This is a genomic window from Nonomuraea sp. NPDC026600 (assembly GCF_040638335.1).
Taxonomy (GTDB): domain Bacteria; phylum Actinomycetota; class Actinomycetes; order Streptosporangiales; family Streptosporangiaceae; genus Nonomuraea.
In genome coordinates this window covers 1-24,998 of sequence record NZ_JBEZYD010000011.1, presented here as the reverse complement: position 1 = coordinate 24,998, position 24,998 = coordinate 1, and the positions used below count along the sequence as shown (strand labels likewise).

The 24,998-nt window shown below is 67.9% G+C and carries 24 protein-coding genes and 4 pseudogenes; 7 read left to right on the top strand and 21 right to left on the bottom strand.

Annotation, left to right across the window (positions count from 1 at the left end; translation table 11 throughout):
- Positions 1 to 22 precede the first annotated feature (22 nt).
- Together AB0F17_RS25465 and AB0F17_RS25460 are read left to right on the top strand one after the other, a co-directional pair.
- A complete protein-coding gene (locus AB0F17_RS25465; protein WP_358027141.1) occupies positions 23 to 616 on the top strand; it encodes a dihydrofolate reductase family protein in 594 nt (197 codons plus the stop codon).
- Between the two features lie 79 nt (positions 617 to 695).
- Positions 696 to 1,082: a PPOX class F420-dependent oxidoreductase gene (locus AB0F17_RS25460; RefSeq protein WP_358027138.1), complete on the top strand. Its 387-nt coding sequence runs from the start codon at positions 696 to 698 to the stop codon at positions 1,080 to 1,082.
- A 19-nt stretch (positions 1,083 to 1,101) separates the two neighbouring features.
- On the opposite strand, the pseudogene AB0F17_RS25455 reads toward AB0F17_RS25460, so the two are convergent.
- From AB0F17_RS25455 to AB0F17_RS25445, 3 genes and pseudogenes are all read right to left on the bottom strand, one after another.
- Positions 1,102 to 1,491, bottom strand: a pseudogene (locus AB0F17_RS25455) (response regulator transcription factor); the annotation flags it as partial.
- Between the two features lie 59 nt (positions 1,492 to 1,550).
- Positions 1,551 to 1,928: a zinc-binding dehydrogenase gene (locus AB0F17_RS25450; RefSeq protein WP_358027136.1), complete on the bottom strand. Its 378-nt coding sequence runs from the start codon at positions 1,926 to 1,928 to the stop codon at positions 1,551 to 1,553.
- Between the two features lie 89 nt (positions 1,929 to 2,017).
- A pseudogene (locus tag AB0F17_RS25445) lies at positions 2,018 to 2,149 on the bottom strand (hypothetical protein); the annotation flags it as partial.
- Between AB0F17_RS25445 and AB0F17_RS25440 the strand changes: the two are divergent.
- Positions 2,109 to 2,333, top strand: a complete 225-nt coding sequence (locus tag AB0F17_RS25440) for a hypothetical protein (RefSeq protein WP_358027133.1) — start codon at positions 2,109 to 2,111, stop codon at positions 2,331 to 2,333. The pseudogene AB0F17_RS25445 and the gene AB0F17_RS25440 overlap by 41 nt on opposite strands.
- Before the next feature lie 78 nt (positions 2,334 to 2,411).
- On the opposite strand, the gene AB0F17_RS25435 is transcribed toward AB0F17_RS25440, so the two are convergent.
- Positions 2,412 to 2,900, bottom strand: a complete 489-nt coding sequence (locus AB0F17_RS25435) for a hypothetical protein (protein WP_358027130.1) — start codon at positions 2,898 to 2,900, stop codon at positions 2,412 to 2,414.
- On the opposite strand from AB0F17_RS25435, the pseudogene AB0F17_RS25430 reads away from it, so the two are divergent.
- Positions 2,871 to 3,408, top strand: a pseudogene (locus AB0F17_RS25430) (SDR family NAD(P)-dependent oxidoreductase). The gene AB0F17_RS25435 and the pseudogene AB0F17_RS25430 overlap by 30 nt on opposite strands.
- 57 nt (positions 3,409 to 3,465) lie before the next feature.
- On the opposite strand, the gene AB0F17_RS25425 reads toward AB0F17_RS25430, so the two are convergent.
- The 5 genes from AB0F17_RS25425 to AB0F17_RS25405 all read right to left on the bottom strand — a co-directional run bounded on the left by AB0F17_RS25425 (position 3,466) and on the right by AB0F17_RS25405 (position 8,525).
- Positions 3,466 to 3,675, bottom strand: a complete 210-nt coding sequence (locus AB0F17_RS25425; RefSeq protein WP_358027127.1) for a hypothetical protein — start codon at positions 3,673 to 3,675, stop codon at positions 3,466 to 3,468.
- Positions 3,676 to 3,816: 141 nt separating this feature from the next.
- On the bottom strand, positions 3,817 to 4,854 hold the full coding sequence (locus tag AB0F17_RS25420; protein WP_358027125.1) for a LacI family DNA-binding transcriptional regulator: 1,038 nt from the start codon (positions 4,852 to 4,854) through the stop codon (positions 3,817 to 3,819).
- Between the two features lie 112 nt (positions 4,855 to 4,966).
- Positions 4,967 to 6,484: a cytosine permease gene (locus AB0F17_RS25415; protein ID WP_358027123.1), complete on the bottom strand. Its 1,518-nt coding sequence runs from the start codon at positions 6,482 to 6,484 to the stop codon at positions 4,967 to 4,969.
- Entirely contained in the window at positions 6,481 to 7,167 is a 687-nt protein-coding gene (locus AB0F17_RS25410; RefSeq protein WP_358027120.1) for a gamma-glutamyl-gamma-aminobutyrate hydrolase family protein, read from the bottom strand. The genes AB0F17_RS25415 and AB0F17_RS25410 overlap by 4 nt, the downstream gene beginning before the upstream one ends.
- A gap of 2 nt (positions 7,168 to 7,169) precedes the next feature.
- Positions 7,170 to 8,525: a hypothetical protein gene (locus tag AB0F17_RS25405; RefSeq protein ID WP_358027117.1), complete on the bottom strand. Its 1,356-nt coding sequence runs from the start codon at positions 8,523 to 8,525 to the stop codon at positions 7,170 to 7,172.
- Positions 8,526 to 8,692: 167 nt separating this feature from the next.
- On the opposite strand from AB0F17_RS25405, the gene AB0F17_RS25400 reads away from it, so the two are divergent.
- Positions 8,693 to 9,400: a flavodoxin family protein gene (locus AB0F17_RS25400; RefSeq protein ID WP_358027114.1), complete on the top strand. Its 708-nt coding sequence runs from the start codon at positions 8,693 to 8,695 to the stop codon at positions 9,398 to 9,400.
- 49 nt (positions 9,401 to 9,449) lie between these two features.
- Positions 9,450 to 10,691, top strand: a complete 1,242-nt coding sequence (locus tag AB0F17_RS25395; protein ID WP_358027111.1) for a DUF1116 domain-containing protein — start codon at positions 9,450 to 9,452, stop codon at positions 10,689 to 10,691.
- A 305-nt stretch (positions 10,692 to 10,996) separates the two neighbouring features.
- Here AB0F17_RS25395 and AB0F17_RS25390 read toward each other — a convergent pair whose 3' ends face one another.
- The 11 genes and pseudogenes from AB0F17_RS25390 to AB0F17_RS25340 form a co-directional block, all read right to left on the bottom strand.
- Positions 10,997 to 12,001, bottom strand: coding sequence for a LacI family DNA-binding transcriptional regulator (locus tag AB0F17_RS25390; RefSeq protein WP_358027109.1), 1,005 nt, complete (start codon positions 11,999 to 12,001; stop codon positions 10,997 to 10,999).
- 86 nt (positions 12,002 to 12,087) lie between these two features.
- Positions 12,088 to 13,569, bottom strand: a complete 1,482-nt coding sequence (locus AB0F17_RS25385) for a cytosine permease (protein ID WP_358027106.1) — start codon at positions 13,567 to 13,569, stop codon at positions 12,088 to 12,090.
- A 407-nt stretch (positions 13,570 to 13,976) separates the two neighbouring features.
- Positions 13,977 to 14,288 carry a hypothetical protein gene (locus AB0F17_RS25380; protein WP_358027104.1) on the bottom strand — a complete coding sequence of 104 codons (312 nt, stop codon included), beginning with the start codon at positions 14,286 to 14,288 and terminating at the stop codon, positions 13,977 to 13,979.
- Complete coding sequence (locus AB0F17_RS25375) at positions 14,275 to 14,940, bottom strand: flavodoxin family protein (RefSeq protein WP_358027101.1); 666 nt, start codon at positions 14,938 to 14,940, stop codon at positions 14,275 to 14,277. The genes AB0F17_RS25380 and AB0F17_RS25375 overlap by 14 nt, the downstream gene beginning before the upstream one ends.
- Positions 14,941 to 14,986: 46 nt before the next feature.
- Complete coding sequence (locus tag AB0F17_RS25370; RefSeq protein ID WP_358027099.1) at positions 14,987 to 15,319, bottom strand: hypothetical protein; 333 nt, start codon at positions 15,317 to 15,319, stop codon at positions 14,987 to 14,989.
- Positions 15,316 to 16,085: pseudogene (locus AB0F17_RS25365) on the bottom strand (DUF4158 domain-containing protein). Before AB0F17_RS25365 ends, AB0F17_RS25370 begins: the two are co-directional and overlap by 4 nt.
- A gap of 163 nt (positions 16,086 to 16,248) precedes the next feature.
- Complete coding sequence (gene scpA / locus AB0F17_RS25360) at positions 16,249 to 18,357, bottom strand: methylmalonyl-CoA mutase (RefSeq protein WP_358027873.1); 2,109 nt, start codon at positions 18,355 to 18,357, stop codon at positions 16,249 to 16,251.
- Between the two features lie 23 nt (positions 18,358 to 18,380).
- Positions 18,381 to 20,063 (bottom strand): methylmalonyl-CoA mutase family protein, encoded by a 1,683-nt coding sequence (locus AB0F17_RS25355; RefSeq protein WP_358027096.1) that lies wholly within the window; start codon positions 20,061 to 20,063, stop codon positions 18,381 to 18,383.
- Entirely contained in the window at positions 20,060 to 21,802 is a 1,743-nt protein-coding gene (locus tag AB0F17_RS25350) for a biotin carboxylase N-terminal domain-containing protein (protein WP_358027870.1), read from the bottom strand. Before AB0F17_RS25350 ends, AB0F17_RS25355 begins: the two co-directional genes overlap by 4 nt.
- 8 nt (positions 21,803 to 21,810) lie before the next feature.
- Entirely contained in the window at positions 21,811 to 21,996 is a 186-nt protein-coding gene (locus AB0F17_RS25345; protein ID WP_358027093.1) for an acyl-CoA carboxylase subunit epsilon, read from the bottom strand.
- A complete protein-coding gene (locus tag AB0F17_RS25340; protein WP_358027090.1) occupies positions 21,993 to 23,531 on the bottom strand; it encodes an acyl-CoA carboxylase subunit beta in 1,539 nt (512 codons plus the stop codon). The genes AB0F17_RS25345 and AB0F17_RS25340 overlap by 4 nt, the downstream gene beginning before the upstream one ends.
- Before the next feature lie 91 nt (positions 23,532 to 23,622).
- Between AB0F17_RS25340 and AB0F17_RS25335 the strand changes: the two genes are divergently transcribed.
- Positions 23,623 to 24,300, top strand: a complete 678-nt coding sequence (locus AB0F17_RS25335; RefSeq protein WP_358027087.1) for a TetR family transcriptional regulator — start codon at positions 23,623 to 23,625, stop codon at positions 24,298 to 24,300.
- Positions 24,301 to 24,681: 381 nt separating this feature from the next.
- On the opposite strand, the gene AB0F17_RS25330 is transcribed toward AB0F17_RS25335, so the two are convergent.
- Positions 24,682 to 24,831, bottom strand: coding sequence for an integrase core domain-containing protein (locus AB0F17_RS25330; protein WP_358027867.1), 150 nt, complete (start codon positions 24,829 to 24,831; stop codon positions 24,682 to 24,684).
- Positions 24,832 to 24,998 lie beyond the last annotated feature (167 nt).

The following is a 24,998-nucleotide window of genomic DNA, read 5'->3' as shown; positions in this document are numbered from 1 at the left end:
GGAACCCAAAAGGAGTCGCAAGATGAGCAAGGTCTTCAGCGCCCACGCGGTGTCGGTCGACGGTTACCTCACCGGGCGCGACCCGGGCGACGGGCGCGGACTGGGCGACGGAACGATGCTCTTCGACTGGTACTTCGATGGCGACACGCCCAGTCAGGTGTTCGACGGGTTCCGGCTGAGCGGGCCCAGTGCCCGGGTCTTCGACGCCCTCGCCGGACGCGTGGGTGCGATCGTGGCGGGGCGCAACACCTATGAGGACTCCGAGCGTTTCGGCGGCGGCGGCCCGCACCCGACGGCCCGGCTGTTCGTCCTCAGCCATCGGGCGGCGCCGGAGATGACCGAGCGGCAGACCCTGGTCGCCACCGGCATCGAGGACGCGGTCGCGGCGGCTCGCGAGGCCGCCGACGGAAGGGACGTCGGCCTCATGGGCGGCGGCGTCGCGACCGAGGCCCTGAAGGCGGGGCTCGTCGACGAGGTGATCCTCCACCAGGTGCCGATCCTGCTCGGCGGCGGCCGCCCCTTCTTCCAGGCGCTGCCCGAGCACGTGCGCCTGCGCCTGGTCGAAGCCGTCCCGGCGCCGGGCGTCACCCATCTCCATTACGAGGTCGAACGCTGATCCTCATCACCCGGCACCGCAAAGACGTCCGCTCCCGCGACAAGCCCACCCAGAGCCAGTACAGACTTCATGCCAGGAGATGATCCTGATGCTCAACCCCGACATCCGCCGCGTGCTCGACGGCACCTCGATCGCCCACCTCGCCAGCATCCTCCCCGACGGCGCTCCCCACTCCGTCCCCGTCTGGATCGGCACGGAGGGCGACCACATCGTGATCCTCACCGGCCCACATTCCCGTAAGGCCCGCAACCTGCGGCGCGACCCGCGGGTCGCGCTCTCCCTGACGCCGGCCGGCAACCCGTTCCAGCCGGTCATCGTCCGCGGCAGGGTCGTCGAATGGCTCGAGGGCGACGCCGCCTGGGCGATCGTCGACCGGATCGCCATGAAGTACATCGGCGGCCCCTACTCCCGCGACGAGGAGCGACACGTCGCGCTCATCGAGCCCGATCGACAGAGCATGGGCTGAGACGGCCTGCCCATGTATCTCAGGTCACCAGGCCCCTGCGGTAGGCATACACCACGGCCTGCACGCGGTCACGCAGGTCGAGTTTGGTGAGGATGCGCGACACGTACGTCTTGACGGTTTCCTGGCTGATCACCAACGTCGCGGCGATCTCGCTGTTGGACCTGCCGTCGGCGATGAGGCGCAGCACCTCCAGTTCGCGCGGGGTCAGGGCGGCGTCGTCCGGCGTGCCCTCGGCGGGACGGATCCCCGCCGCGTACCTGCCGACGAGCTGCCGCGTCACCTCGGGGGCCAGCAGCGCGGCGCCCGACGCGACGGTGCGGATGCCGTTCAGCAACTGCGCCGGCGGGGCGTCCTTGAGCAGGAACCCGCTCGCCCCCGCGCGCAGCGCCTCGTACACGTACTTGTCCACCACGGCGGCGCTGATCTCCATGGGCTCTTCCTCAAGTAGTCGGTGTGGACAGTGCACCGTCATGGGTGCAGGACGACCTTGATCGCGCCGGTTGACCGGTCGGCGGCCCCCCGGAACGCCTCGGTCGCCTCCGCCAGCGGGAACCGGTGCGTGATGACGGTCTCCGCGATCTCCGGCTGGTCGGCCAGCATCGCGGCCACCTCGGCGAACTCGCGGCGGCCGTCGCGGTGGTCGTACGCGATGGCGTTGATGTAGGAAAGTTCCTTGACCAGGCTCGTCGGGCCCGGGAACGAGGCGGTCTCGAAGTACACGGCGACCACCACGACACGGCCGCCCGGCCTGGCCAGTTCGGCGCATCGGGCCAGCGCGGTGGGCCCGCCGGCCGCGTCGATGACCACGTCGTACTGCCCGTGCGGGAGCCCGGCTCGACCAGACACGCGTCCTCCACCGGCAGCCCGCCGGGGAGCGGGAGCAGGGTGACCTCCGGGACGACGATCTCCGAGGCCATCCCGCCGTCCTGGAAGATCCCCAGCACGCCGTGCCCCTCGGCGTCGCAGCGCTGGACGTCGCCGCTCGCGCACTCCGCGCAGCTGCCGCAGTAGAGCAACGGTACATTCGTGGTCGGGTCGGTGCAGTTCAACCTGGGCGTGGACTCCACGAGCCTGGTGGAGCAACAGCTGCGCCGCAGGCTCTACGAGGGTCTGGACCCTCAGCGGTACCCCATCATGACCGCCCACGCCGAAGAGCTGTCGCGCGTGGGAAGCCACGACGAGTTCGAGTTCGGCCTGGCGGCACTGCTGGACGCCATCGAAGCCCGAATCAGTTCCCGGCGTCCCGGCTGAGGCGGCCGCCGCCGGGTCGCCGGCCCGTCTCCGGCGTCCGGGCGGGTCACGTGCTCGCGCCCGGGCGGGCGGTGGGACTCAGGAAGCGAATCGAGCCGGCGGGAGCTCGGCCAGGCCCGCGCGGGCGACGTCGAGTACGCGCTCGACCAGGGGAAGGAGTCTCTCGGTAGCGGTGTCGCGGTGGTGGGCCTCGTGGGTCATGTACAGCTCGCGCAGGCCGCCCATCACGGTGTACGCCGTCAGGCGCGGGGCCAGCGCGTTGGGCGGTAGGCCCAGATCCTTGCCGATGGCAGCGGCGATCAGACGTTCCAGTTCGTAATAGCGGGCGCGGCCGCGGAGGTCCTCGTCCTCGGCTATCAAGGTGGCGCGTTCGATGCGGAGAGACCAGGTCTCCCCCGGCTTGCGGCCCTGGTCGGCGTCGCATTCGTCGAGGGTGTGCATCGTGTCGCGCATCCACTCACCGACGGCGTCGAGGGCGGTGCCGGACCGGGCGTCGAAGCGGGCGGCCAGGCAGCCGAGCACTTCGGCGGGCTGGACGTGGTGGTCAACAGCGCGGGCTACGGCCACTTCGGCATGGTCGAGGAGTTGACCGAGACCGAGATCCGCGCCGAGATGGAGACCAACTTCTTCGGCACGCTGTGGGTGACGCAGACGGTCCTGCCCGTGCTGCGCGCAGGGCCACGGCCGGATCATTCAGGTCGCCAGCGAGGGCGGCGTCCGGGCGTTCCCTGGCATCGGCGGCTACCACGCCTCGAAGTGGGCGGTGGAGGGGCTGTCGGAGTCGCTCCGCAAGGAGGTCATGCGCTTCGGCATCGACGTGATCTGCCTGGAGCCTGGCCCGTACTCGACCGACTTCGGTGGCGGCAGCATCCGTATCAGCGCCGAGCACCCGGCCTACGCCGAGATCCGCGCGGACACCGAAATCGCCTGGGAACTCGGCGACCCGAAGGCGATGCGCGGGCCGATCCTGGAGTTGGCCGACACCGACGACCCGCCCGCCCGGATCTTCTTCGGCGAGTCGTTCGAGCCGGTCGCGGCCGAGTACGAGGAACGGCTCGCCACGTGGCGCAAGTGACAGCCGGTCGCACTGGCCGCATTCCGTTGATCGAATCCGTGCGCTCCGTTCGAGAATCTAGCGCAGCTCGGCGAACCAGTCGCCCACGACATCGTCGCGGCGCAGCCGTACCCGGTCGACACGGCTGCTCACCCCCGGCGGGTCGACCTCGACAATGGCCCGGCCACCCGGGCGTACCAGCTCTCTGACGCGGGTACCGGCGCCGAGTAGCCGGTGCGCAGGGAGGGCCGTAGACCCCGGACCGCGACGAGCCCGCCACGCTTCCACCTGGAGACACGGGCGCGGCACTCACATGCTCAGGATCCGCGACCCTGAACCGATTACGAACAGTCACAACAAATGCGATCACCGACCGTGATCAGGTAACAGCACGACCCCGCTCAACTTTCGAGAGGCTCACGTGCCGGATCACTTCTCCGTACTGGGCGTGCCTTGTGCCTTCCGGACAGTGGAGGCCCTGACGTTCAGGTCCACCGGAATCGCGATGGTGCGGGGTGGCTGACCGACCTCCTCGATCAGGTCGATCAGCGCCGACGCGGCATTACGCCCCACGGCACGGGGATGGACGTACATGCCGGTGATAGCCGGCGACGTGAGCTGTAGCGAGCCACTGTCGACCGCGCTACAGATCCCGAGCTGTCCGGGAACGGAGATCTCTCGCCACCGGGCTTCATGGAGAGCGCCCAGAGCGAGGTTCTCAGCACTGGTGAAGACAGAATCAGGCGGCCGGGGGCTGTCGAGCAAGGAGGCCAGTGCCTGCCCGGCATCGTCGAGGGTCGGTTGCTCGGCGATCTCGATCACGCGTTCCCGTAACCTGCGCTCGGCTACCCATCGGCGGTATCCCTGAGTGAGGTCCCACGTGTAGGACCGGGTTGTCTCGGTCGTGATGAACGCTGGATCGCGGTATCCCTGCTCCCAGAGGTGGTCAAGCATCTGCATCGCGGCAGCCTCTAGATCGTTGTCCACAGTGACGAGCGGCCTGCGCTGTTTGACGATCGGACGGCCAGTGGTGACGATCGGCGGCTTCGGCTTGACCGGGGAGGAGAACCACGCCTCCTCCCCGGTCGGGTCCACCAGGATGACCCCGTCCACGGCGAAGCCTGCCAGCGTCGCGGGCGTCGATGTCGGGGAGGCGAGAAGCAGCGCGTACGAGCGCTCGTTGGCGATCTCGGCGGCGCCGTTGAGAACTTCGAGGAAGTATTCCGAGTTCGGCACAAGTGAGCAGCTACCACTCGCCTCGACCGAGTTGGCGATCTGCACCGCCAGCGTCCGACTGCGCCGGGTCATGAGCTGTTGTGCGTGGATGTTCGCGCGGTATCGCAGCGTCCGCGCCGACGTGAGCACCCGTTCGCGGGTCTCGGTCGCCACCCGACCTCGTCCGCTCAGCACGTGCGAGACGGTCGTGATGGAGACCCCGGCGTGGTTGGCCACGTCTTGGATCGTCACGCGTGCCATACCGAGATGCCTCCGTCCACTAGCCTTGTCAAAGCCCTTTCGCAAGGCTAGCGGAAACCTGCGACGGCCCGCTGGGGGCCGCTGCGGGGGGGCATGGTCGGGATCAGTCAACGATGGGAGTCCGCTCCTCCTCCGGCACACCGCCGAGCACCTCGGCCGGTTCCGGAAAGATACGCACGACGATCGGGTAGAGCGCCGCGGCGATCACGGCCGCCACCAGGAAGCCGATGTCAGCGCCGCCAACCAGATCGGAGCCAGGACCGGCGAACCAGGTGTTGTTCGCGAAGAGCAGTCCGGCGACGGACGACACGATCCAGACCCCGAGCGCCTGGATGTTGAATCCACGCCAGAACCAGTAGATACCGCCACGCTGACCCCGGTTGAACACCTGGAGTGGGATCGGGTCGTAGAAGCCGCGACGGCGGAAGTGCCCGATCGTCATCATGATGATCCACGGCAGCGAGAAGCAGGCCAGCAACTGGAGGAAGACACTCACGGCCGACGCGATCGACTCGTCGAAGTAGCCGACATACACGAGCACGGTTGACAGGGTGCACGCCGTCAGCGTCGCCTGGACACGCGACAGCCGGGGGATGATCGCCGACGTGTCCAGGCCTGTGCCGTAGGTGTTGATCACGGCTTGCGCGGTTCCCGAGGCGAGCCCGAGATAGACCAGCGCCGGGACGAACCACAGCGGTGCGGCATCGACCAGACCGAAGACGTACGGTGTGTCCGCGGTCGCACCCGCCCCGAAGATCGCCGCGGCTGTGACGGTCCCCCACATGAAGGGGCCACCCATGCCGAACAGTCCGCCCAGGAACAGAGCGCGCATGACGCTCCGGTCACCGTGCACCTTCGGTGCGATGTGCCGGGTCCAGTCACCGACGTACGGTCCGTACGACGCGACCGTTGACGCGCAGAGCAGGACCGAGAGCAGCCAGGTCGAGAGCCCGGAGCCCAGCGCGTACGAGCCGGTTCCCGCGTAGCTGGGGTCGAAGTCGGGCAGGTAGACGAAGAAGCCGACCACCATGCAGGCGCCTGCGGTCGGGATCATGAACCGCTGCGCGGCGACCATGTTGGCGTGCCCGAGAACGGAGACGGCAGCCACGATGACACTGAGCACGCCGTACGCGATGAGGCGCATCGGACCGTCGTCGGTGATGCCGAAGAACCGGGTCAACGCGCCGGCCAGGGCGTCACCACCCGTCCAGATGCTCAGCGCCGCGAACGCCAGCGACGCGGTCGCCTCAAGGACCGACCCGATGATCCGGCCGGCCACACCGAAGAACGCACCACTTGACACGGGGTTGTTGGTTCCGGTCCGTGGCCCCATCAAGCCCATCGGCGCGAGCAGGAGAGCACCGAGCGCTGAGCCCACGACAACGGCTGAGGCCGCCTGCCAGAAGCTCAGCCCGAAGCTGATGGGGAACCAGCCAATGATGATGACCGAGAAGGTCAGACTTCCCCCGCAGAGGATCGAGAACAGGTTGCGCGGACGGGACTTGCGCACCTCCTCGGGGATGTACTCGATGCCGCACTGTTCGATCTTGCCGACTTGGTCTCGGTACTGATGATGAGCTTCCGGCGCGACCGAAGCGCGCCGTGCAGTTTCTTCCGTCATCCCAGCCACTTGCTTTCTCCATGCACCAGCCATGCAAACGGCCGCTGATGCAGGTTTGAGGCGCCTGCGCTTACTTCCGGGTGCCACTGGAGAGCCAGGAGTCGAGGCGCCTCAAGCGCCTCGATTATTCCGTCCTCGGACCACGCTGTGGGTACGAGTATTTGACCTGGATCCCGAACGGCCTGGTGGTGATGCGAGTTGACTTCGGTGAGCCCGTCCAGCAGTTCGCCGACAAGGCTCCCTGGCTTTGTCCTAATGGGATGCGACCGCGCGGCGTAGCCACCCCCGGGGTCCTTGTGTCCGGAGTGACCGAGAGTGGGCAGATCCTGGATGAGCGATCCGCCTGTGGCGACTGCCATCAGCTGAGCGCCGCGGCAGATGCCCAGGACTGGACGGCGGTGGCTCATCATCCACTCCAGCGCCGCCAGCTCGGCCTCGTCGCGGGTGCGGTTTACCTCGTCGAGTTCCGCACTCGCCTCCTCCCGGTAGTACGAGGGGTGCACATCTCCACCACCGGCCAGCAGCAGCCCGTCCACCGCCTCCAGGGCGGCGACCAACCGTTTGGCCGGCAAATGCGAGGCGGGGAGGAGCAGCGGTGTGCCGCTGACGGCGAGCACGGCCTCGACGTACCGGGACTGGTTCTCCAACTCCGAGGGGGACAGTCCCACGGAGATGCCGATCACGCTCACAGGTTGAGGAGGTAGCGCGAGCGTTCGGAATCGGTGACCTCGGCGTGGTCCCCCTCCCACTCCGCCAGCTTCATCGCGACGTAGTCATCGATGAAGCCGCGATGGAAGACCTGGTTGGTCAGCGGGTCCGCCTTGAACGCCTCGATCGCCTCCAGCAGCGTGCGGGGCAGGACCGGACCGTCAGCATCATAGGTCAGGTCGTCACGTGGCTCGCCCGGGTCCATCCCCTGCGCGATGCCGTCGAGACCACTGGCCAGCATGTACGCGGCCGTCAGATAGGTGTTCGCGGCGCTGTCGACCGCGCGGTTCTCGATCGCCGGGCGGTTGGCGGGCAGCCGCAGCATGCACGACCTGTTGTTGTACCCGTAGCTGGCCTTGGTCGGCGCCCAGCTGACCTGACCGTCGACCAGCCGTGACACCAGCCGCCGGTAGGAGTTGGTGACCGGGTTGGCCAGTGCGGTCAGCGCGGGCGCGTGCTCAAGCACTCCCGCCACGAACTGGTACGTCTCCTTCGACCAGCCCTGTCGGCCGGTCTCCTCACGGAAGAGGTTGTTGCCGGAGAGGTCCTCCAGGCTCATGTTGAAGTGAGCGCCCGAGCCCCAGGCTTCGGCGTACGGCTTCGGCATGAAGGTCGCCAGCATCCCGCACTGTTTCGCGGCCTGGCGGACCATCAACCGGAACAGCGTGAGCCGGTCGGCGGACTGCACCACCGGCGCGTGCGCGAAGTCGAACTCGTACTGACCCTCACCACCTTCGGAGTCGAAGCTGAACAGACCGAAGTCGAGCTCCTCCATCCAGTCGCACATCAGGTCCAGGAATGCCATGGAGTCGAGCACCGGCTGGACGTCGTAGGCCGGGGACGGCTTGATCTCCTCGCTCAGCGCCATCGGGATGAGCCGACCGGCGCCCACCTCAAGCGACTCGGGCTTGAACACGTAGAACTCCGGCTCCACCCCGAGCTGCACCACGTAACCCAGATCCCGGGCGGCCTGGGCCTGCCGCTTGAGCACCGAGCGCGGACACAGCGCGTGGGGCTCCCGGCCTCCGATGTAGAGATCGGCGGTCATCCAGGCGAACCGGCGGTCCCATGGGAGCACCTTGAGGCTGTCGATGTCGGGAATTGCCGCCCCCTCATCTTCAACCGGGTTCATCTGCCCGATCCCGCCCATTCCGCGCGGGGTGTAGCGCTCTGACCCCGCGAGCAGATTCGGCAGGTGGCTGATCGGAACGGTCTTCGACTTCGCACGGCCGAGAACGTCGATCCAGCTGGCCACGGCGTACTTGACGCCCTGACCGGCGAGCTCTTTCGCGAGCTCAACATGATCGGAATTGATTTCCTTGACGGTATCCACACGATCTCCTCTGCCCGGCGCCGGCATCGGGGTCGGGGTCCGACCTGCCAAAGCGCTTTGGCTGCGAGTATCGGACCGTGTCGCAACAGGCGTCAAGCCCCTTGCGGAACTGGCTGGGGCGATGGATGCTGATTAGCCAAAGCGCTTTGGCAGCAAGGAGTAGACAGATGAAGGTTGTTGTTCTGAACGCCAGCTCGCGCCGCGACGGCAACTCGGCGACCCTGTCGCAAGAGGCCGCCCGCGGAGCGAAAGACGCAGGTCACGATGTGGAAACGCTTTTTCTGGCGGACTATGTGGCCGGGCTCCTCGGCGACTGCAAGACGTGCCGGGACGCCAACGGCCAGTGCACCATCGGCGACAACTACGGGGAGCTCCTTGTCAACCACGTGGTCCCGGCGGACGCCCTCATCCTGGCCACCCCGCTGCACTACTACGGGATGGCGGGCCGGATGAAGGCGTTCATCGACCGGCTGTTCTGCTACACCTCGAACAGCGCACCGGACGGCGAGCGGATCATGGCTTCCCTGCCCGGCAAGCGGGTCGGGGTGGTGATCTCGTGCGAGGAGACCTACCAGGGAGCCACGCTCGGGCTGATCGCCCAGTTCCAGGAGCTCACCCGCTACAACCGCCAGGAGCTGGTCGGCGTCGTCGTTGGTGTGGCCAACACCCGGGGCGAGGTCAGGCGGGACCCCTCGAATCCGTTGCAGCGCGCCTACGATCTCGGTCGCCGTCTCTTCGAAGCCCACGTCACCGACTACCGCCTCGACACGCCGCGTTCCAACCACGTGTGGCTGGACGACGGCACCCCCGCGAACAAGTCCGTGAGCGGCGACGACGCACTCACCTCGACGCCGCCCGCCGGCTCCGCGGATTGATGCGTCAGCGCCAGCCAGTCCCGTCAGCACCTGATTTCCCGGAGAACTGATGCCCACTCCCGTAACCACCAACGTCGACGCGGCGAACGACGAGTCGATCTCACGCCTGTTCAACAGCCAGCCCGTACTCATTGATGTCGCTCCCGCCCATGAGGTCGTCCCCGGCATGACCACCCGGACGATCCTGACCTCCGGAGCACCGCTGGCCGCGGATGCCTACACCGGTGGGCAGCGGCTGGGCCTTCTCGGCGCGGCGGTCTACGAGGGGTTCGCCAGCACGATTGACGAAGCCGAGACCCTGTTGCGCGAAGGCGCGCTCACCATCGACGGCTGTCACGACCACGGCGTCGTCGGTTCGGTAGCCGGCATCACCAGCGCGAGCATGCCCGTACTGGTTGTGGAGGACGCGAGCACCGGGCGCAGGGGCTTCTGCACCCTGTTCGAAGGCGCCTCACCGGCACGGCTGAACTACGGGGTGTGGAACGACGACGTCCGCGTGAACCTGGACCAGCTGAAGAACGAGGTCGCGCCGGCGCTGCGAACCGCGATCCAGGCGGTCGGAGGCGTCCCACTGAAGCCGATCATCGAACGGGCCCTGCGGCAGGGCGACGAGCTGCACAGCCGCAATAGCGCGGCCTCTTTGCTGTTCCTCCGCGAGATCCTGCCTGGCCTGTTGTCGCTGAACGAGCGCGACCAGAAGGTCCTGACGGACTACCTCGCGGCTGGTGACTACTTCTTCCTGCGCCCGAGCATGGCGGCGTGCAAGGTGATGGCAGACTCGATGCGTGACGTCGAGGGGTCCACCCTGGTGACGGCCATGGCGATGTCGTGCTCGGAGTTCAGCATCCGCGTCTCGGGCACCGGTGACCGCTGGTTCCGCGGCCCGCTGCCGACGCTCCAGGATTGCCACCTCTTTCCCGGCCACACCCGGGACGACCTGGAGGTGATGGGCGGCGAAAGCATCATCACCGAGGTCTGCGGGCTCGGCGGGCTGGCCCAAGCCGCAGCGTTCCCACTCCAGAGCTACCAGGGCGGCAGCGCACAGGCGCTGATCGAGCGGAACCTCGAAATGTACGCCGTCGCGCACACCGAGCATCCGACCTTCAAGATCCCCGCGCTCGACTACCGCGGCTGCCCAGCCGGCATCGACATCCGGCGCGTTGTCCAGTCCGGTACGACACCCCTCATGGACGTCGGCCTCCCGGGCAAGGGCGGCGGACAGGTCGGAGCAGGCGCCTACCGGGCCCCGATGAGCCCCTTCCAGGAAGCCTGCGAAGCACTGGGACTCTAAGTGCTCTGCGCCGGAAGTCCTTCGGGGGTTGACGGCGCGGACCCGTTTGTGATCAGGCGTTGACGATGTGAAGGTCGCAGACCTGCTTGACCGTTCGCCGCAAGATGTCCCGTTCAAGCTCAAGCTGCCGTACTCGGTTGTGGAAGGAGTTCGCCAGGGGCGGCCACTTCCCGGCGATGGAACAGCCTGAGCTGTACATGGACGAGGTTCGCTCGTTCTTTCGCCTGGTGCGCTGACCAGGATCTCCTTGATGCTGCCCTACGCCTGGCGGCAAAGGCAGGGTAGTTGTCAGAGCCTCTGCGTTCTCACAAACGCGAGTCACGTCGTGTCGAGGCGCGTGCGTTCAGCTGGACGGGGATCTCGATCGTGCGCTCTGTCGTCCCGCCGTCGTCGATGAGGGCCATGAGCGCCGCCGCTGCCTTGCGTCCTACCTCACGGGGGTGGACGAACATGCCGGTGACCTGCGGAGAAGTCAGTTGCAGCGAGCCGCTGTCGACGGCGCTGCAGATGCCGAGGCGGTCGGGCACGTCGAGGCCGCGCGCCCTGGCCTCGTGCAGGACGCTCAGGGCCAGATTCTCCGAGGTCGTGAAGATGGCGTCCGGGGGCTCCGGGCGGTCCAGCAGGTGGCCGAGCGCGCGGGCCACGTCATCGACGGTAGGCGGTTCGTCCAACTCGGCGACCATAGGGGCGAGCCCGCGGGCGGCGGTCCAGCGCGTGTACCCGGCGACGAGGTCGAAGGTGTAGGAGCGCGAGGTGTCGGTGGTGATGACGGCGGGCCGACGGTAGCCGTTGCGTTCCAAGTGGTCGAGCATCAACTCGGCCGCCGCGACCAGGTCGTTGTCAATGACGACGGGCACCGCTTGGGGGACGGCGATCGGCCGTCCCGTGGTCACCAGGGGATGGTCGCGGGCCCAGCCCGTGGCGAAGAACGGCTCGTCGCCGCGGGGATCCACCAGGATCGCCCCGTCGACCGCGAACGAGTTCAGGCTGTAGAGATCGGCGTCGGGCGGCGTCAGCAGCAGCGCGTACGCCGCCTCCGCCGCCGCCTCTGCCGCGCCGTTGAGCACTTCGAGGAAGTAGTCGGAGTTCGGGACCAAGGCGGCGCCGGTAACCACCTCGATCGAGTTGGCGAGCTGGATCGCCAGGATGCGGCTGCGGCGGGTGACCAGCTGCTGGGCGTGTGTGTTGGCCTGGTAACCGAGGTCAGCCACCACCTTGGCCACCCGTCGGCGGGTCGTCTCGGAGATCCGGCCTTGCCCGCTGAGGACGTGTGAGACCGTGGTGATCGAAACTCCAGCGGCCGCCGCCACGTCATGAATTGTGGGTGACACCACACTCCCCATACCGGACCCGATAGTAAGCCTAAGTTTACTTCAAGGGAGTGCGGTGCCGCCCCTCAGGTGGACGGCCCGTAGACCTCGTCCGGCTCGGGGAAGATCTTGATGGCCAGCGGGTAAAGGACGGCGGCGATAACGCCAGCGACCAGGAAGCCCAGGTCGGCCTTACCGACCAGCGCCGCACCTGGCCCCACGTACCAGGCATTGCTCGCAAACAACAGCCCCGAACCGGCCGCGATGATCCACACCGTCATGCCACAAACATTGAAGCCGTGCCAGAACCAGTAGATGCCGCCCCGCTCGCCCCGATTGAACACCTGCAGGGCGTCGGGCTCATAGAAGCCGCGGCGGCGCCGGTGCCCGATCGCCACCATGACGATCCACGGGATGGAGAAACAGGCCAGGAGCTGTAGGAACACACTCACCGCATCAGCCACGGCCGCGCTGAAGTGGCCGATGTAGACCAGCACCGTGGCCAGCCCACACGCGACCAGCGTAGCCTGGACGCGGTTGAGGCGCGGAATGATCGCGGAGGTGTCCAGGCCGGTTCCGTAGGTGTTGATGACAGCCTGAGCGGTACCGGCTGCGAGGCCCAAGTAGATCAGCGCCGGCACGAACCACAAGGGCGCGGCATTCACCAGCCCCAGCACGTACGGCGTGTCAGTGGTAGCGTGGCCGCCGCCGATGACGGCTGCGGCGGTGAAGGTGCCCCACATGAACGGACCGCCCATGCCGAACACCCCGCCGAGCAGCAGCGACCGCATAATCGAGCCGTCCGTGTGCAGTTTGCCGGAGATGTGCCGGGTCCAGTCGCCGGCGTAGGCTCCGTAGGAGGCAACCGTGGACGCGCAGATCAGCGCCGACACCACCCACGTGGCTGCCGCCGAGCCGAAGGCATACGCGCCGGTGCCCGAGTAGGAAGGGTTGAAGTCGGGGGCATACACGAAGATCCCGGCAACTAGGCACAGTCCGGCGGTGGGGATCATGAAGCGTTGTGCGGCGACCATATTGGCATGGCCGAGCACCGACATCACTGTGACGATCACGCTGAGCACCGCGTAGGCGGCCAGGCGGGGGACCGTGGCATCTTCGATGCCGAAGAAAGCCGCCAGCGCTCCGCCCAAAGCATCGCCGCCGGTCCAGATGCTGAGCGCGGCGAACGCCAGCGACGCGGTCGCCTCCAGCAGCGAGCCGATCAGCCGTCCGGCGACACCGAAGAACGCCCCGCTGGAAACCGGGTTGTTGGTGCCAGTACGCGGCCCCATCAGGCCCATTGGTGCCAGTAGCGCCGCGCCTGCGGCTGACCCGGCCACCACGGCGGAGGCCGCCTGCCAGAACCCCAGCCCGAAGCTGATGGGGAACCAGCCGATGATGATGACGCTGAAGGTCAGGCTGCCACCAAAGAGGATGGTGAATAGGTTTCTGGGAGACGACTTGCGGGTGTTCTCGGGGATGTAATCGATCCCGCATTGCTCGATCTTGCCGACCCGGTCCTCGTAGGTTCTGGACCGAGGTGGTTCGGCCGCCACATCAGAGCTCATCGTTGAGGTTCCCTCTTTCTGCTTCTCCGCGCACCAGTCACTGGAACGTGCGCAGGTGTCTCCGATCCGGCCTCGGTCTTCGGATGCCGCTGGAGGTCAAGGAGGCCCGGCCCCTCCAGCGCCTCCAGGGCTCCTTCGTGTGCCCAGGCGGTTGCCCGTAGCAGATGTCCGGGATCGCGATCGCTTGGTGATGGTGGGAGCTGACGGTGTCCACGCCAGCCAGTGCATGTTCGATCAGGCTGCCGGGCTTGGCTTTGATGCCGTGCCGGAGCGTCTCGGCCAGTCGGCCGCCGATCCCGGAGGTGGGGTCAGCAGGGGGTTCCGTCGACGGCAAAGCACGCAGCCGGTGTAGCCGCGATGGAGCCTCAGGTGTTTGCACGTCCTACCGATGATGACCGCGACGGCGGTCACAGGTTCAGCAGGTAGGCAGAGCGTTCGCGGTCGGTGACCTCCACGTTTGCGCGCTCCCACTCGCCGAGCTTCATCTCGGCGTAGTCGCTGATGAACTGCTCGTGGAAGACCTCGGCGGTCAGCGGGTCGGCTCGGAACGCCTCGACGGCGTCGAAGAGCGAGTGCGGCAGCCGGTCAACGTCGGCCAGGTAGGTCAGGTCGTCCCTGGCCTGGCCGGGGTCCATGCCCTGCCGGATACCGTCCAACCCGGCTCTCAAGCGCCTCGGCCGACCAGGCGACCTTTGGCAGTGCTCGCTAGTAGGACTCACTCCACGACGCCGTGGCGTCCTGCGGCCCCCAGATACGGTTCGAGCGGGGCGTGTCCAGCCGGTAGTCGGTCACTCGCACCTCGAACAACCTGCGTCCGAGATCGGCGGCCCGCTCCAGCGGTCGGGACGGGTCGGACTCCACCTCGCCGCGGCTGTTGCCGATACCGACGACGACGCCCACCAGTTCCTGATGCAGGTACCGGGTGAGCTCTTGAAGCTGGGTCTCGACCGCGAGGGTCGCGCCGCGATAGCTTTCCTCGCAGGAGATCATCAGCGCGACTCGTTTGCCCGGCAGCGCCGCCGAGACCTGTTCGCCCACAGGGGAGCTGCCTGCGGTGTAGCAGAATAGGCGGTCGAAGAAGGTTTTCAAACGCCCCGTGATCCCGTACCAGTGCAGCGGGGTCGCGATGATCAGCCCGTCCGCGGGCACGATGTGCTCCATGAGCAGCCGTTCGTAGCCGTCGCCGATCCCGCATGTGCCGTCGCTTCGCCGGCAGCGGCGGCAGTCGTCCAGCATGCCGTCAACGAAATCGGAGAGGTGGACCGTCTCGACCTCGTGGCCGGCCTCGCGCGCCCCTTTGGCGGCGGCCTCGGCCAGCGTCCACGAGTTGCCGTCGTGGCGTGGACTGGAACTGATGGCGACAATCCGCACGGGGGACCTCCAAGTGCAAAAGCGTTTTTTCAGATGCTTCTGACCACTATGCGAGGGCGATCTGAGAACTGTCAAGAGTTTCAGCCTTAACACCATCCACTACCGAAATGTGCAGGCCAAGGGCTTGGCACGCCCGGAACGGGTGCTCCCCGAAGGCGCTCAACGGCCGTAAGGCCCAGCTGACGGTGGCTCGGCAGCGCGCTGAAATCAGAGTGGGCGCAGGCGATGCTGCATCCGGCCGCACCACCCCCAACACACCCTGCGCCATCGGATCGCCGTCCTTGATGATGATCGGCAGGACGTCTTTCTGGGTGCCGGTCTTGATGGGCGTGTTGACCGTGGGAACGTCTTTGCGTCCGTTCGCGAACGCGGCGTTCACCAGATTGGCGGGTGGCCGCTGCCCTTTGGCGAGGGCGACGGCAAGTTCGGCGGCAGCCTCCGCCTGCGGCTGGATGGGTTATAAACGGTCATGTACTGCTCGTCGGCGAGGACGCGCTGACGCTCCAGCACCAGACCGGGGACGCCGTACTGAGCAAGGGGCGTTGCGATCCGATCTAGATCACTACAGACCTGCTCGGTCAGCAGATCGGCCACCGTCTGCGGGATGAGATCGGTGGCTGCGTTACGCGCCGTCCCGACAATCTCCATGAGGGTGACCACACCCGGCCGGATCACCTTCGCCGCGATCAGATACTCACGCGCCAGGTTGAACAACAACGTCGGCGAGTCGTGCTCCATCGCCCGGTCCAGCAGGAACTGCTCCAGCTCCTTGAACTCCGCGTTGCCCGGCAATGCCTGCTTCCACCCCAGATACTTCGCCACCGACCGCAGATGATCGGTCCGGGTCTGCTCCCGCCTGCCGTACTCCTCCAGCACCGCCGCATCCACACCCAGCCGCTTCGCCAGCCTGGCCAACGCCACCGGCGGCGCCGAGCTCACCTCATCCGGCACGAACCCAAGCCACGGCAACGTACACAGCTGAACAGAAAGCCCAGGCGGTCCGCCGGGCCCCTCCCACGGCCCAGGTCGACGAACGCGACATCAGCCGGCGTCAGCGTGAAGAACCGAATCAGATCATCCCGGCCGATGTCGGGGAACGACCGCAGCTGCTCCAACTGCCCATCAGAGAACAACCGCGTCGACACCGACCACCTCCACGACGTACCAATCAAACGGTACGAACCGTAGCGGGGGCGATCAGAACACCCGACGCTGGCCCCCGCATCACCGCAGGTCAGCGATATCCGTTGTATTTTCGGCCAGGACTACCGGGACCCCAGGAGCGCACCAGCCGGGCAGCTCCGCTTGTCATGCGGCGAGGTTGTGGCCCAAGTGGGCCGATAGTTTACGGAGCAGGTCGAGGGCTGCATCGGTGATGACGGTACCGGGGTGAAAGACGCCTGCTACCCCGGCCTGGCGCAGAGCGGGCACGTCGGCGGGTGGGATGACGCCTCCTACGACGATCATGATGTCATCGCGACCGGCTGCGGCCAGTTCCGCGCGGAGGGCGGGCACGAGGGTGAGGTGGCCGGCTGCCAGGGAGGAAATGCCGACGATGTGCGCGTCGGCCTCGACGGCCTGGCGGGCGACCTCTTCGGGGGTCTGAAAGAGGGGGCCGACGTCCACGTCGAAGCCCAGGTCGGCGAAAGCGGTGGCGATCACCTTCTGGCCGCGGTCATGGCCATCCTGGCCCACCTTGGCCACCAGGATGCGTGGGCGGCGGCCCTCGGCCTCGGCGAAGGCCGCACAGGCGGCGCGGACCGCGTCGGTTGCCGTGCCCATCTCCTGGAGGTAAGCACCGGTGATGGTGCGGACGCCAGCCTGGTGACGGCCGAACACCTGTTCCAAGGCGTCGGAGATCTCGCCGACGGTGGCGTGGGCGCGAGCGGCGTCCACTGCCAGGGCCAGGAGGTTGGCGTTGGTGGCGGCGCCGCGGGTGAGCGCGTCGAGGGCGCGGCGGACGGCGTCCGGGTCGCGTTCGGCACGGAGCTTGCGCAGGCGTTCGATCTGCGTGGCGCGGACGGCGGTGTTGTCGACCTTGAGGACCTCGATGGGCTCCTCGGTTTCGGTGCGGTACTTGTTGACGCCGATGACCGGCTGGAGGCCGGAGTCGATGCGGGCCTGGGTGCGGGCGGCGGCCTCCTCGATGCGGAGTTTGGGCAGCCCGGCCTCGATGGCTTTGGCCATGCCGCCGGCGGCCTCGACCTCCTGGATGTGGGCCCAGGCGCGTTCGGCGAGGTCGTGGGTGAGGCGTTCGACGTAGTAGGAGCCGCCCCATGGGTCGATCACGCGAGTGGTGCCCGATTCGTGCTGGAGGACGAGCTGGGTGTTGCGGGCGATCCTGGCCGAGAAGTCGGTCGGCAGCGCGAGCGCTTCGTCGAGGGAGTTGGTGTGCAGGGACTGGGTGTGTCCTTGGGTGGCGGCCATAGCCTCGACGCAAGTGCGCACGACGTTGTTGAACACATCCTGGGCGGTCAGCGACCAGCCGGAGGTCTGGCAGTGGGTACGCAGCGCCAGCGATCGCGGGTCTTGCGCGCCTGCGTCGCGTACCAGGCCGGACCACAGCAGACGGGCCGCGCGAAGTTTGGCGACCTCCATGAAGAAGTTCATGCCGACGCACCAGAAGAACGACAGCCGCGGGGCGAATGCGTCGATGTCGAGCCCGGCGGCGACCCCGGCGCGCAGGTATTCGATGCCGTCGGCGAGCGTGTAGGCCAGTTCCAGATCGCAGGTCGCCCCTGCCTCCTGCAGGTGGTAGCCGGAGATGGAAATGGAGTTGAACTTCGGCATCTTCTCGCTGGTGTAGGCGAAGATGTCGGAGATGATCCGCATTGAGGGGGCGGGCGGGTAGATGTAGGTGTTACGGACCATGAACTCCTTGAGGATGTCGTTCTGGATGGTCCCGGTGAGCTGCTCCGGCGCGACACCCTGTTCCTCGGCGGCCACAATGTACAGGGCCAGGATGGGCAGGACGGCGCCGTTCATGGTCATCGACACCGACATCTTGTTGAGCGGGATGCCGTCGAACAGGATCCGCATGTCGGCGATGGAGTCGATCGCCACCCCGGCCATGCCCACGTCGCCGGCCACCCGTGGGTGGTCGGAGTCGTAGCCGCGGTGGGTGGCCAGGTCGAAGGCCACCGACAGGCCCTTCTGCCCGGCCGCGAGGTTGCGCCGGTAGAACGCGTTTGACTCCTCGGCGGTGGAGAAGCCGGCGTACTGGCGGATGGTCCACGGGCGGGTCACATACATGGTGGGGTACGGGCCGCGGACGTACGGCGCGATGCCAGGATAGCCGTGCGGGTCGCAGCCCTCCAGGTCCGCCGGCGTGTAGACCGGTTTGATCGGGATGCCCTCCGGGCTGTTCCACGGACTCGTGTTGGGCTTTTCCTGCTCGTATTGCGTCGAGCCGGTCAAGTCGACGCCGCGGAAGTCCGGGATCACGCGCCCACCTCCAGGAGCGTGGTGCGGAGCACGTCGAGCACGTCGCACCCCGCGTACAGGTTGGCGTCCACACCGTCGTAGCGGTCCCGCCCGGCCAGCCAGATCCTCTTCGCACCCGCCGCGCGCAGGGCTTTGGCCACTGCGGTGGCGTGGTCGTCGTACAGACGGTCGCTGGAGCACAGGCAGGCCACCGTGGCACCGCTGGCTGCGAAGTAGTCGGGGCGCCCGGTCGCCGTCTCGATGCCGCCCGCGTGGAAGAGGCTCTCCGCGAACGAGACCCGGGCGCTGTGCTCGCCGACCGGCCCGATGGCGGCCAGGAACACCCGCGGGCGGGCCGATTGGGCATCGGCCAGGTCGCGCAGGTCCTCGAAGTCCTGGGCGTAGCGGATCCTGGGCAGCGCCCCCTCCGGCGTGCTCTGGGTGGGGGTGTGCATGGGCGGCGTCTCGGTCAGGTGCGGATATTGGCTGACACCAACGATCGGGGTCCTTCTGCGGGCGATGTCGCGCGATCTCTGCGCCTGGGTGGCCGCCAGCCGGTCCTTGATGACGCCGAGCGCTTCGGGCATCCCGCCTGCTTCTTCGATCTCCTGAAACCACTGCCAGGCTTTGTCGGCCAGGTCGGCTGTGAGGCGTTCGGCGTACCAGGAGCCTCCGGCCGGGTCGGCTACTTTGGCCGTGTGGACCTCCTCGACCAGCAGCGCCGAGGTGTTGCGGGCGATGCGCTGGGAGAAGCCATCGGGCAGGCCGAGCGCGTCGTCGAACGGCCGCACAGTCACTGCGTCTGCCCCCGCCACTCCGGCCGCGAAGCTGGCCAGGGTGGTGCGCAGCATGTTCGTCCACGGGTCGCGTCGGGTCATCATCGCCGCCGAGGTCACCGCGTGCTGGAGCTGGCTGGGCGGGCCGCCGCACACCTCGGCCACCCGCGCCCACAGCATCCGGGCCGCGCGCAACTTGGCGATGGTGGCGAACTGGTCGGCGGTCGCGGCGTACCGGAACTCCAGTTGGCCGAACGCCTCGCGGATGCTGAAGCCGTTACCGGTGAGCTCGCGCAGGTAGGTCAGGCCGGTCGCGATCGAGCAGCCGAGTTCCTCGGCATCGCCGCCGCCCGCCTCGTGGTAGGGGGTGGCGTCCACGACGATCGCCCGCATACCGGGCAGGGCGTTAGCGCAGCGGTGTGCCAACTCGATCATGCACGACATGTCAGGGTTCGTTCCGTGGCGTACGGCGTGGCCGATGGGGTCGGCACCGAGACAGCCCCGCAGGGGCCTACCATCGGCCAGTGCCAGAACCGTGTCCGCAGCCTCCCGGGTTCGGTTCCCCGCGTCCAGCACGATCGAGATCAGGTCCAGGTGCACGCCTTTGAGGAGACGGGGTAGGTCGTGGGGAGCGACGGCGAGCCAGAGCGAGTCGACGCCGTTCTCTAGGTCGGCCAGGACGGCCTCGGGGTCGGCGACCTCGTGACGTTGCCGGACCTCCCAGGGGGCGCCCGGCGTTCGCGCCGCAGAAGGCGGCAATCCAAGAGTCTCGGGCAGGTCGGTGGCGTCGTGCAGCGGGGCGATCGCAATGCCGTCGTAGGTCGTGGTGGCCAGAGCCCGCTCCGGCGACTCGACGTCACGTCCGGAATTGCGCAGTGCCTCCCGGGCCAGCTCCCGCCACTGTTCCCGCGTGGCCGGGGTCACGCCGGGTCCTTGATCTCGCAGATGACGGCGCCCGCCGCCACCGTGGCGCCGACCTGGGCGGACATGCTGACCACGGTCCCGGTCTTGTGCGCGGTGAGCGGCTGCTCCATCTTCATGGCCTCCAGCACGACAATGGTGTCGCCGACGAGCACGTCGTCGCCGTCCGAGGCCACGACCTTGACGATGGTGCCCTGCATGGGGCTGACCAGGGCGTTACCACCGACCGAGGTCTTCGCCGCACCGGTCCGGGTGTTGCGCCGGGGGGCGGCGCTCTTGGCGGCACGCGGTTTCATGGCGGCGGGAAGGACGACCTCCAGGCGCTTGCCCGCCACCTCGACGGTGATCCGCTCCTGCTCCCCCGGTTCCTCGACCGCGACCCGGCCTTCGTAGGGGGCGATCCGGTTGTCGAACTCCGTCTCGATCCAGCGGGTGTGCACGGTGAAGGGCTCCGCGGCGAAGGTCGGCTCCGCCACGACCGCCCGGTGGAACGGCAGCACGGTCGGCATGCCGTCGATCTCGAACTCGGCCAGCGCCCGCCGGGCGCGCTGGATGGCCTGCTCCCGGGTGGCGCCGGTGACGATCAGCTTGGCGATCAGCGAGTCGAAGGCGCATGGCACGGTCTCGCCCTGCTCGTAGCCGGTGTCCAGGCGGACGCCTGGACCGGAGGGGGCGTTCCAACGGGTGATGGTGCCGGGGGCGGGCAGGAAGTTACGCCCGGCGTCCTCGGCGTTGATCCGGAACTCGATGGAGTGCCCGCGCGGCTCCGGGTCGTCGTAGCCCAGCGGCTCCCCCGCGGCGATGCGGAACATCTCGCGTACGAGGTCGATGCCGGTGACCTCCTCGGTGACCGGGTGCTCGACCTGCAGGCGGGTGTTGACCTCCAGGAAGGAGATCGTGCCGTCCTGGGCGACGAGGAACTCGCACGTCCCGGCGCCGACGTATCCGGCCTCGCGCAGGATCGCCTTGGAGCCCTCGCGCAGCAGCGCCTCCTGCTCGGCGGACAGGAACGGCGCGGGTGCCTCCTCGACCAGCTTCTGGTGGCGGCGCTGCAGCGAGCAGTCCCGGGTGGAGACCACGACCACGGTACCGTGCCGGTCGGCCAGGCACTGGGTCTCCACGTGCCGGGGACGGTCCAGGTAGCGCTCCACGAAGCACTCGCCCCGTCCGAAGGCCGACACCGCCTCGCGCACCGCGCTGTCGTACAGGTCGGGGATCTCCTCAAGTGTGCGGGCGACCTTGAGCCCGCGCCCGCCACCGCCGAACGCCGCCTTGATCGCGATCGGCAAGCCGTGCTCGGCGGCGAACGCCAGCACTTCCTCCGCCCCGGACACCGGATCCGGCGTGCCCGCCACCAGCGGCGCGCCGACTCGCTGGGCGATGTGTCGGGCCTGCACCTTGTCGCCGAGCGCGGTGATCGCCTCCGGCGACGGCCCGATCCACACCAGGTCGGCGTCGATGACCGCCTGGGCGAAGGCGGCGTTCTCGGCCAGGAAGCCGTACCCGGGATGCACCGCGTCCGCGCCGGACCGCACCGCCACCTCGATGATCTTGTCGATCGACAGGTACGTCTCCCCCGGCGTGGCACCTCCCAACGCGTACGCCTCATCGGCCATCCGCGCGAACAGCGCGTCGCGATCCTGGTCGGCGTACACGGCCACGGAACCGATGCCGGCGTCCCTGCAGGCCCGGATGACGCGGACGGCGATCTCGCCGCGGTTGGCGATCAGTACCTTGCGCAAGCTCGTGCTCACAGCACTCCTCCAAGGGTCCATCTCGACTCCCGCCACCCGCGGGGGTCGGTCGCCAGGGGGCGGCGCAGCACGCGCCGGGGAAAGGGCGGCGGCGTGGCCGGGGCGGGAGCCTGCATGACCAAGAACGCCAGGACGAGCGCGGCCAGTTCTTCCTGCGACGGGTTGCCTTTGACCACGTTCATAGCGGGATGTTCCCGTGCTTCTTGGGCGGCAGGGCGTCGCGCTTGCCGCGCAGCAGCCGCAGCGCGCGGGTGACCTCGCGCCGGGTTTGGCTGGGCGCGATCACCGCGTCCACGTATCCGCGCTCGGCCGCCAGGTACGGGGTGGCCAGCGTGTCCTCGTACTCCTGGATCAGCTCGGCGCGCAGCGTGTCGGGGTCGTCGGCGGCGGCCAGGCGCTTGCGGTGCAGGATGTTGACCGCGCCCTGTGCGCCCATCACCGCGATCTGCGCGGTGGACCAGGCCAGGTTGACGTCCGCGCCCAGATGCTTGGAGCCCATCACGTCGTAGGCGCCGCCGTACGCCTTGCGGGTGATCACCGTCACCAGTGGGACCGTGGCCTCTCCGTAGGCGTACAGCAGCTTGGCGCCGCGCCGGATGATGCCGTTCCATTCCTGGTCGGTGCCGGGCAGGAAGCCGGGCACGTCCACCAGCGTGAGCACCGGGATGCTGAAGGCGTCGCAGGTGCGCACGAACCGGGCGGCCTTCTCCGAGGCGTCGATGTCGAGCGTCCCGGCCAGCCGCATCGGCTGGTTGGCCACCACGCCGACCGGCCGGCCCTCGACGCGCCCGAAGCCGACCACGATGTTGGGCGCGAACAGCGGCTGCACCTCCAGGAACTCCCCGTCGTCCAGCAGCGCCGCGATCACATGGTGCATGTCGTAGGGCTGGTTCGGCGAGTCGGGCACCAGCGCGTCCAGCGCCAGGTCCTCGGCGGCCAATGCCAGGTCCGCCTCGAACTCCAGGTGCGGCGGCTCGTCGAGGTTGTTCTGCGGCAGGTACGACAGCAGCGCCCGGGCGTAGTCCAGCGCGTCGTCCTCGTCCTGGGCCAGGTAGTGGGCGGTGCCGCTGCGGCTGTTGTGCACACGGGCGCCGCCCAGGTCCTCGAAGGTGACATCCTCGCCGGTGACGGTCTTGATGACGTCCGGGCCGGTCACGAACATGTGCGACGACTCATCCACCATGATCGTGAAGTCGGTGAGCGCCGGCGAGTAGACGTGACCGCCCGCGCACGCGCCCATGATGAGCGAGATCTGCGGGATCACGCCGGAGGCGCGGATGTTGCGGCGGAAGATCTCGCCGTACAAGCCGAGCGAGACCACACCCTCCTGGATGCGCGCGCCCGCGCCCTCGTTGATGCCGACGATCGGGCACCCGTTGCGCACGGCCAGATCCATGACCTTGCAGATCTTCTGCCCGTACACCTCGCCCAGGCTGCCGCCGGAGACGGTGAAGTCCTGCGAGAAGACGCACACCGGGCGGCCGTCGATCGTCCCGTGACCGGTGACCACCCCATCGCCGTACACCAGGCCGCCCCGGGCCAGGGCGTCCAGCTCCACGAACGAACCGGCGTCCAGCAGCCGCTCGATCCGCTCCCGAGCCGTCAGCTTGCCCTTCACGTGCTGCTTGGCCGCCGCCCGGGCCTCGCCCACGTGGACCGCATCGTCCAGACGCTCCTTCAGACGGGCGAGACTGCCCGCAGTGCCATGCGGCTCCATGCACCACCATCCAAGCGTAAGACTGAGTTTCAAGATAATGATACTCAGTCTCCCTATGATTGAACACCCTCGAGTCCGAGAGAATGGCCATGTGCCCACACCGCCCATCCGCCAGCGCCTCGCCGAAGCCGCCGTGGCGCTCTTCGACGAAAACGGCTACGACTCCACCACCGTCGACGACATCGCGGCCCGAGCAGGCGTCAGCCGCAGCACGTTCTTCCGCTACTACCGCTCCAAAGAAGACGCGATCTTCCCCGACCACGACACCTTGCTCGCCATGGTCGACGCCCGCCTCCGCGCCTCCACCGCCGACACCGCGATCGTCGCCATCACCGACGCCGTCCGCCTCGTGCTCGCCAACTACGTCGACGACGCCGAGGTCTCGCTACGCCGCTACCGCCTCGTCCGCAAGGTGCCGGCGCTCCGCGACCGCGAGATCACCAGCGTGGCTCGCTATCAGCGGTTGTTCCGCGAATTCGTCGGCGAATGGCTGGGTGACTCGCCCGATGCCGACCTGCGCGCCGAGCTCATGGCCGCCTCCGTCGTGGCCGCCCATAACCAGGTCTTGCGCGGCTGGCTCCGCTCGGGCGGCACCTACGACCCCTCCGGGCCCCTCGATCACGCCCTCCGCTACGTGATCGCCACCTTCCGCCACCTGGAACAACCCCAGGAGAACGGCGACCAGGTCGTCGTCGCCGCCTTCACCCGATCAACCTCCCCCCATGCCGTGATGGCCGCCATCCAGCAACACCTGGACGCCCGGACCTGACCCCAACCCTGCACCTGGCGAAACCTCATGCGAATACTCGTGGAGTACGCCACCGATCCGTTTCGTCTGAATCCGTGGAGAGGAGAATGCGCGACTCATCGATTGGCTTCGGCACGGTGCGCAATCGGGCGCCCGGTCGACGACGACAGCGCCACCGAAGCCGCCCCGGGTACTGAAGATGTCCCGCACAACGGCGTATGCCGTCCGGAAACATCCGGCCCTCTGAGCGTGCCCGAAACTGCTCGTGGCGCTGGCCTGCGGTTTCATCGCGTCATTAGGCGGCTCGGTGATGCTCATGCTCAGGCCGCAGAGGGTGGTTCGTCGCTGTATTCGAGCCCTGAGATCGATCACTTCGGCCGGATCATGGGGTGGCAAGCGTAGCTACAGGGCCCGATGCAGCCTGTGCTCGGTGTAGTGGCGTTCGCACTTGGCCAGCACCCATCGAAGATACCGCTCGCTGTGAACCAGAAGGGATCGAGGCATTCGCGCCCGAAGTGTGCCGACGAACCGCTCGGCGAATGCGTTCGTCAGGGTGAGCGCGGCGGAATCTTGAGGACCCGCGCGTCCGTTCCGGCGAACACCTCATCAAAACCTCCACCGGCTTGTAGGATCCGCAATTCCGTGTCGGATGGCAGCGTCTGGACCTGCGGTTGATGGACAGTCCGCGTGATCTGTCGGACGTGTTAGTCCGCGAAGGC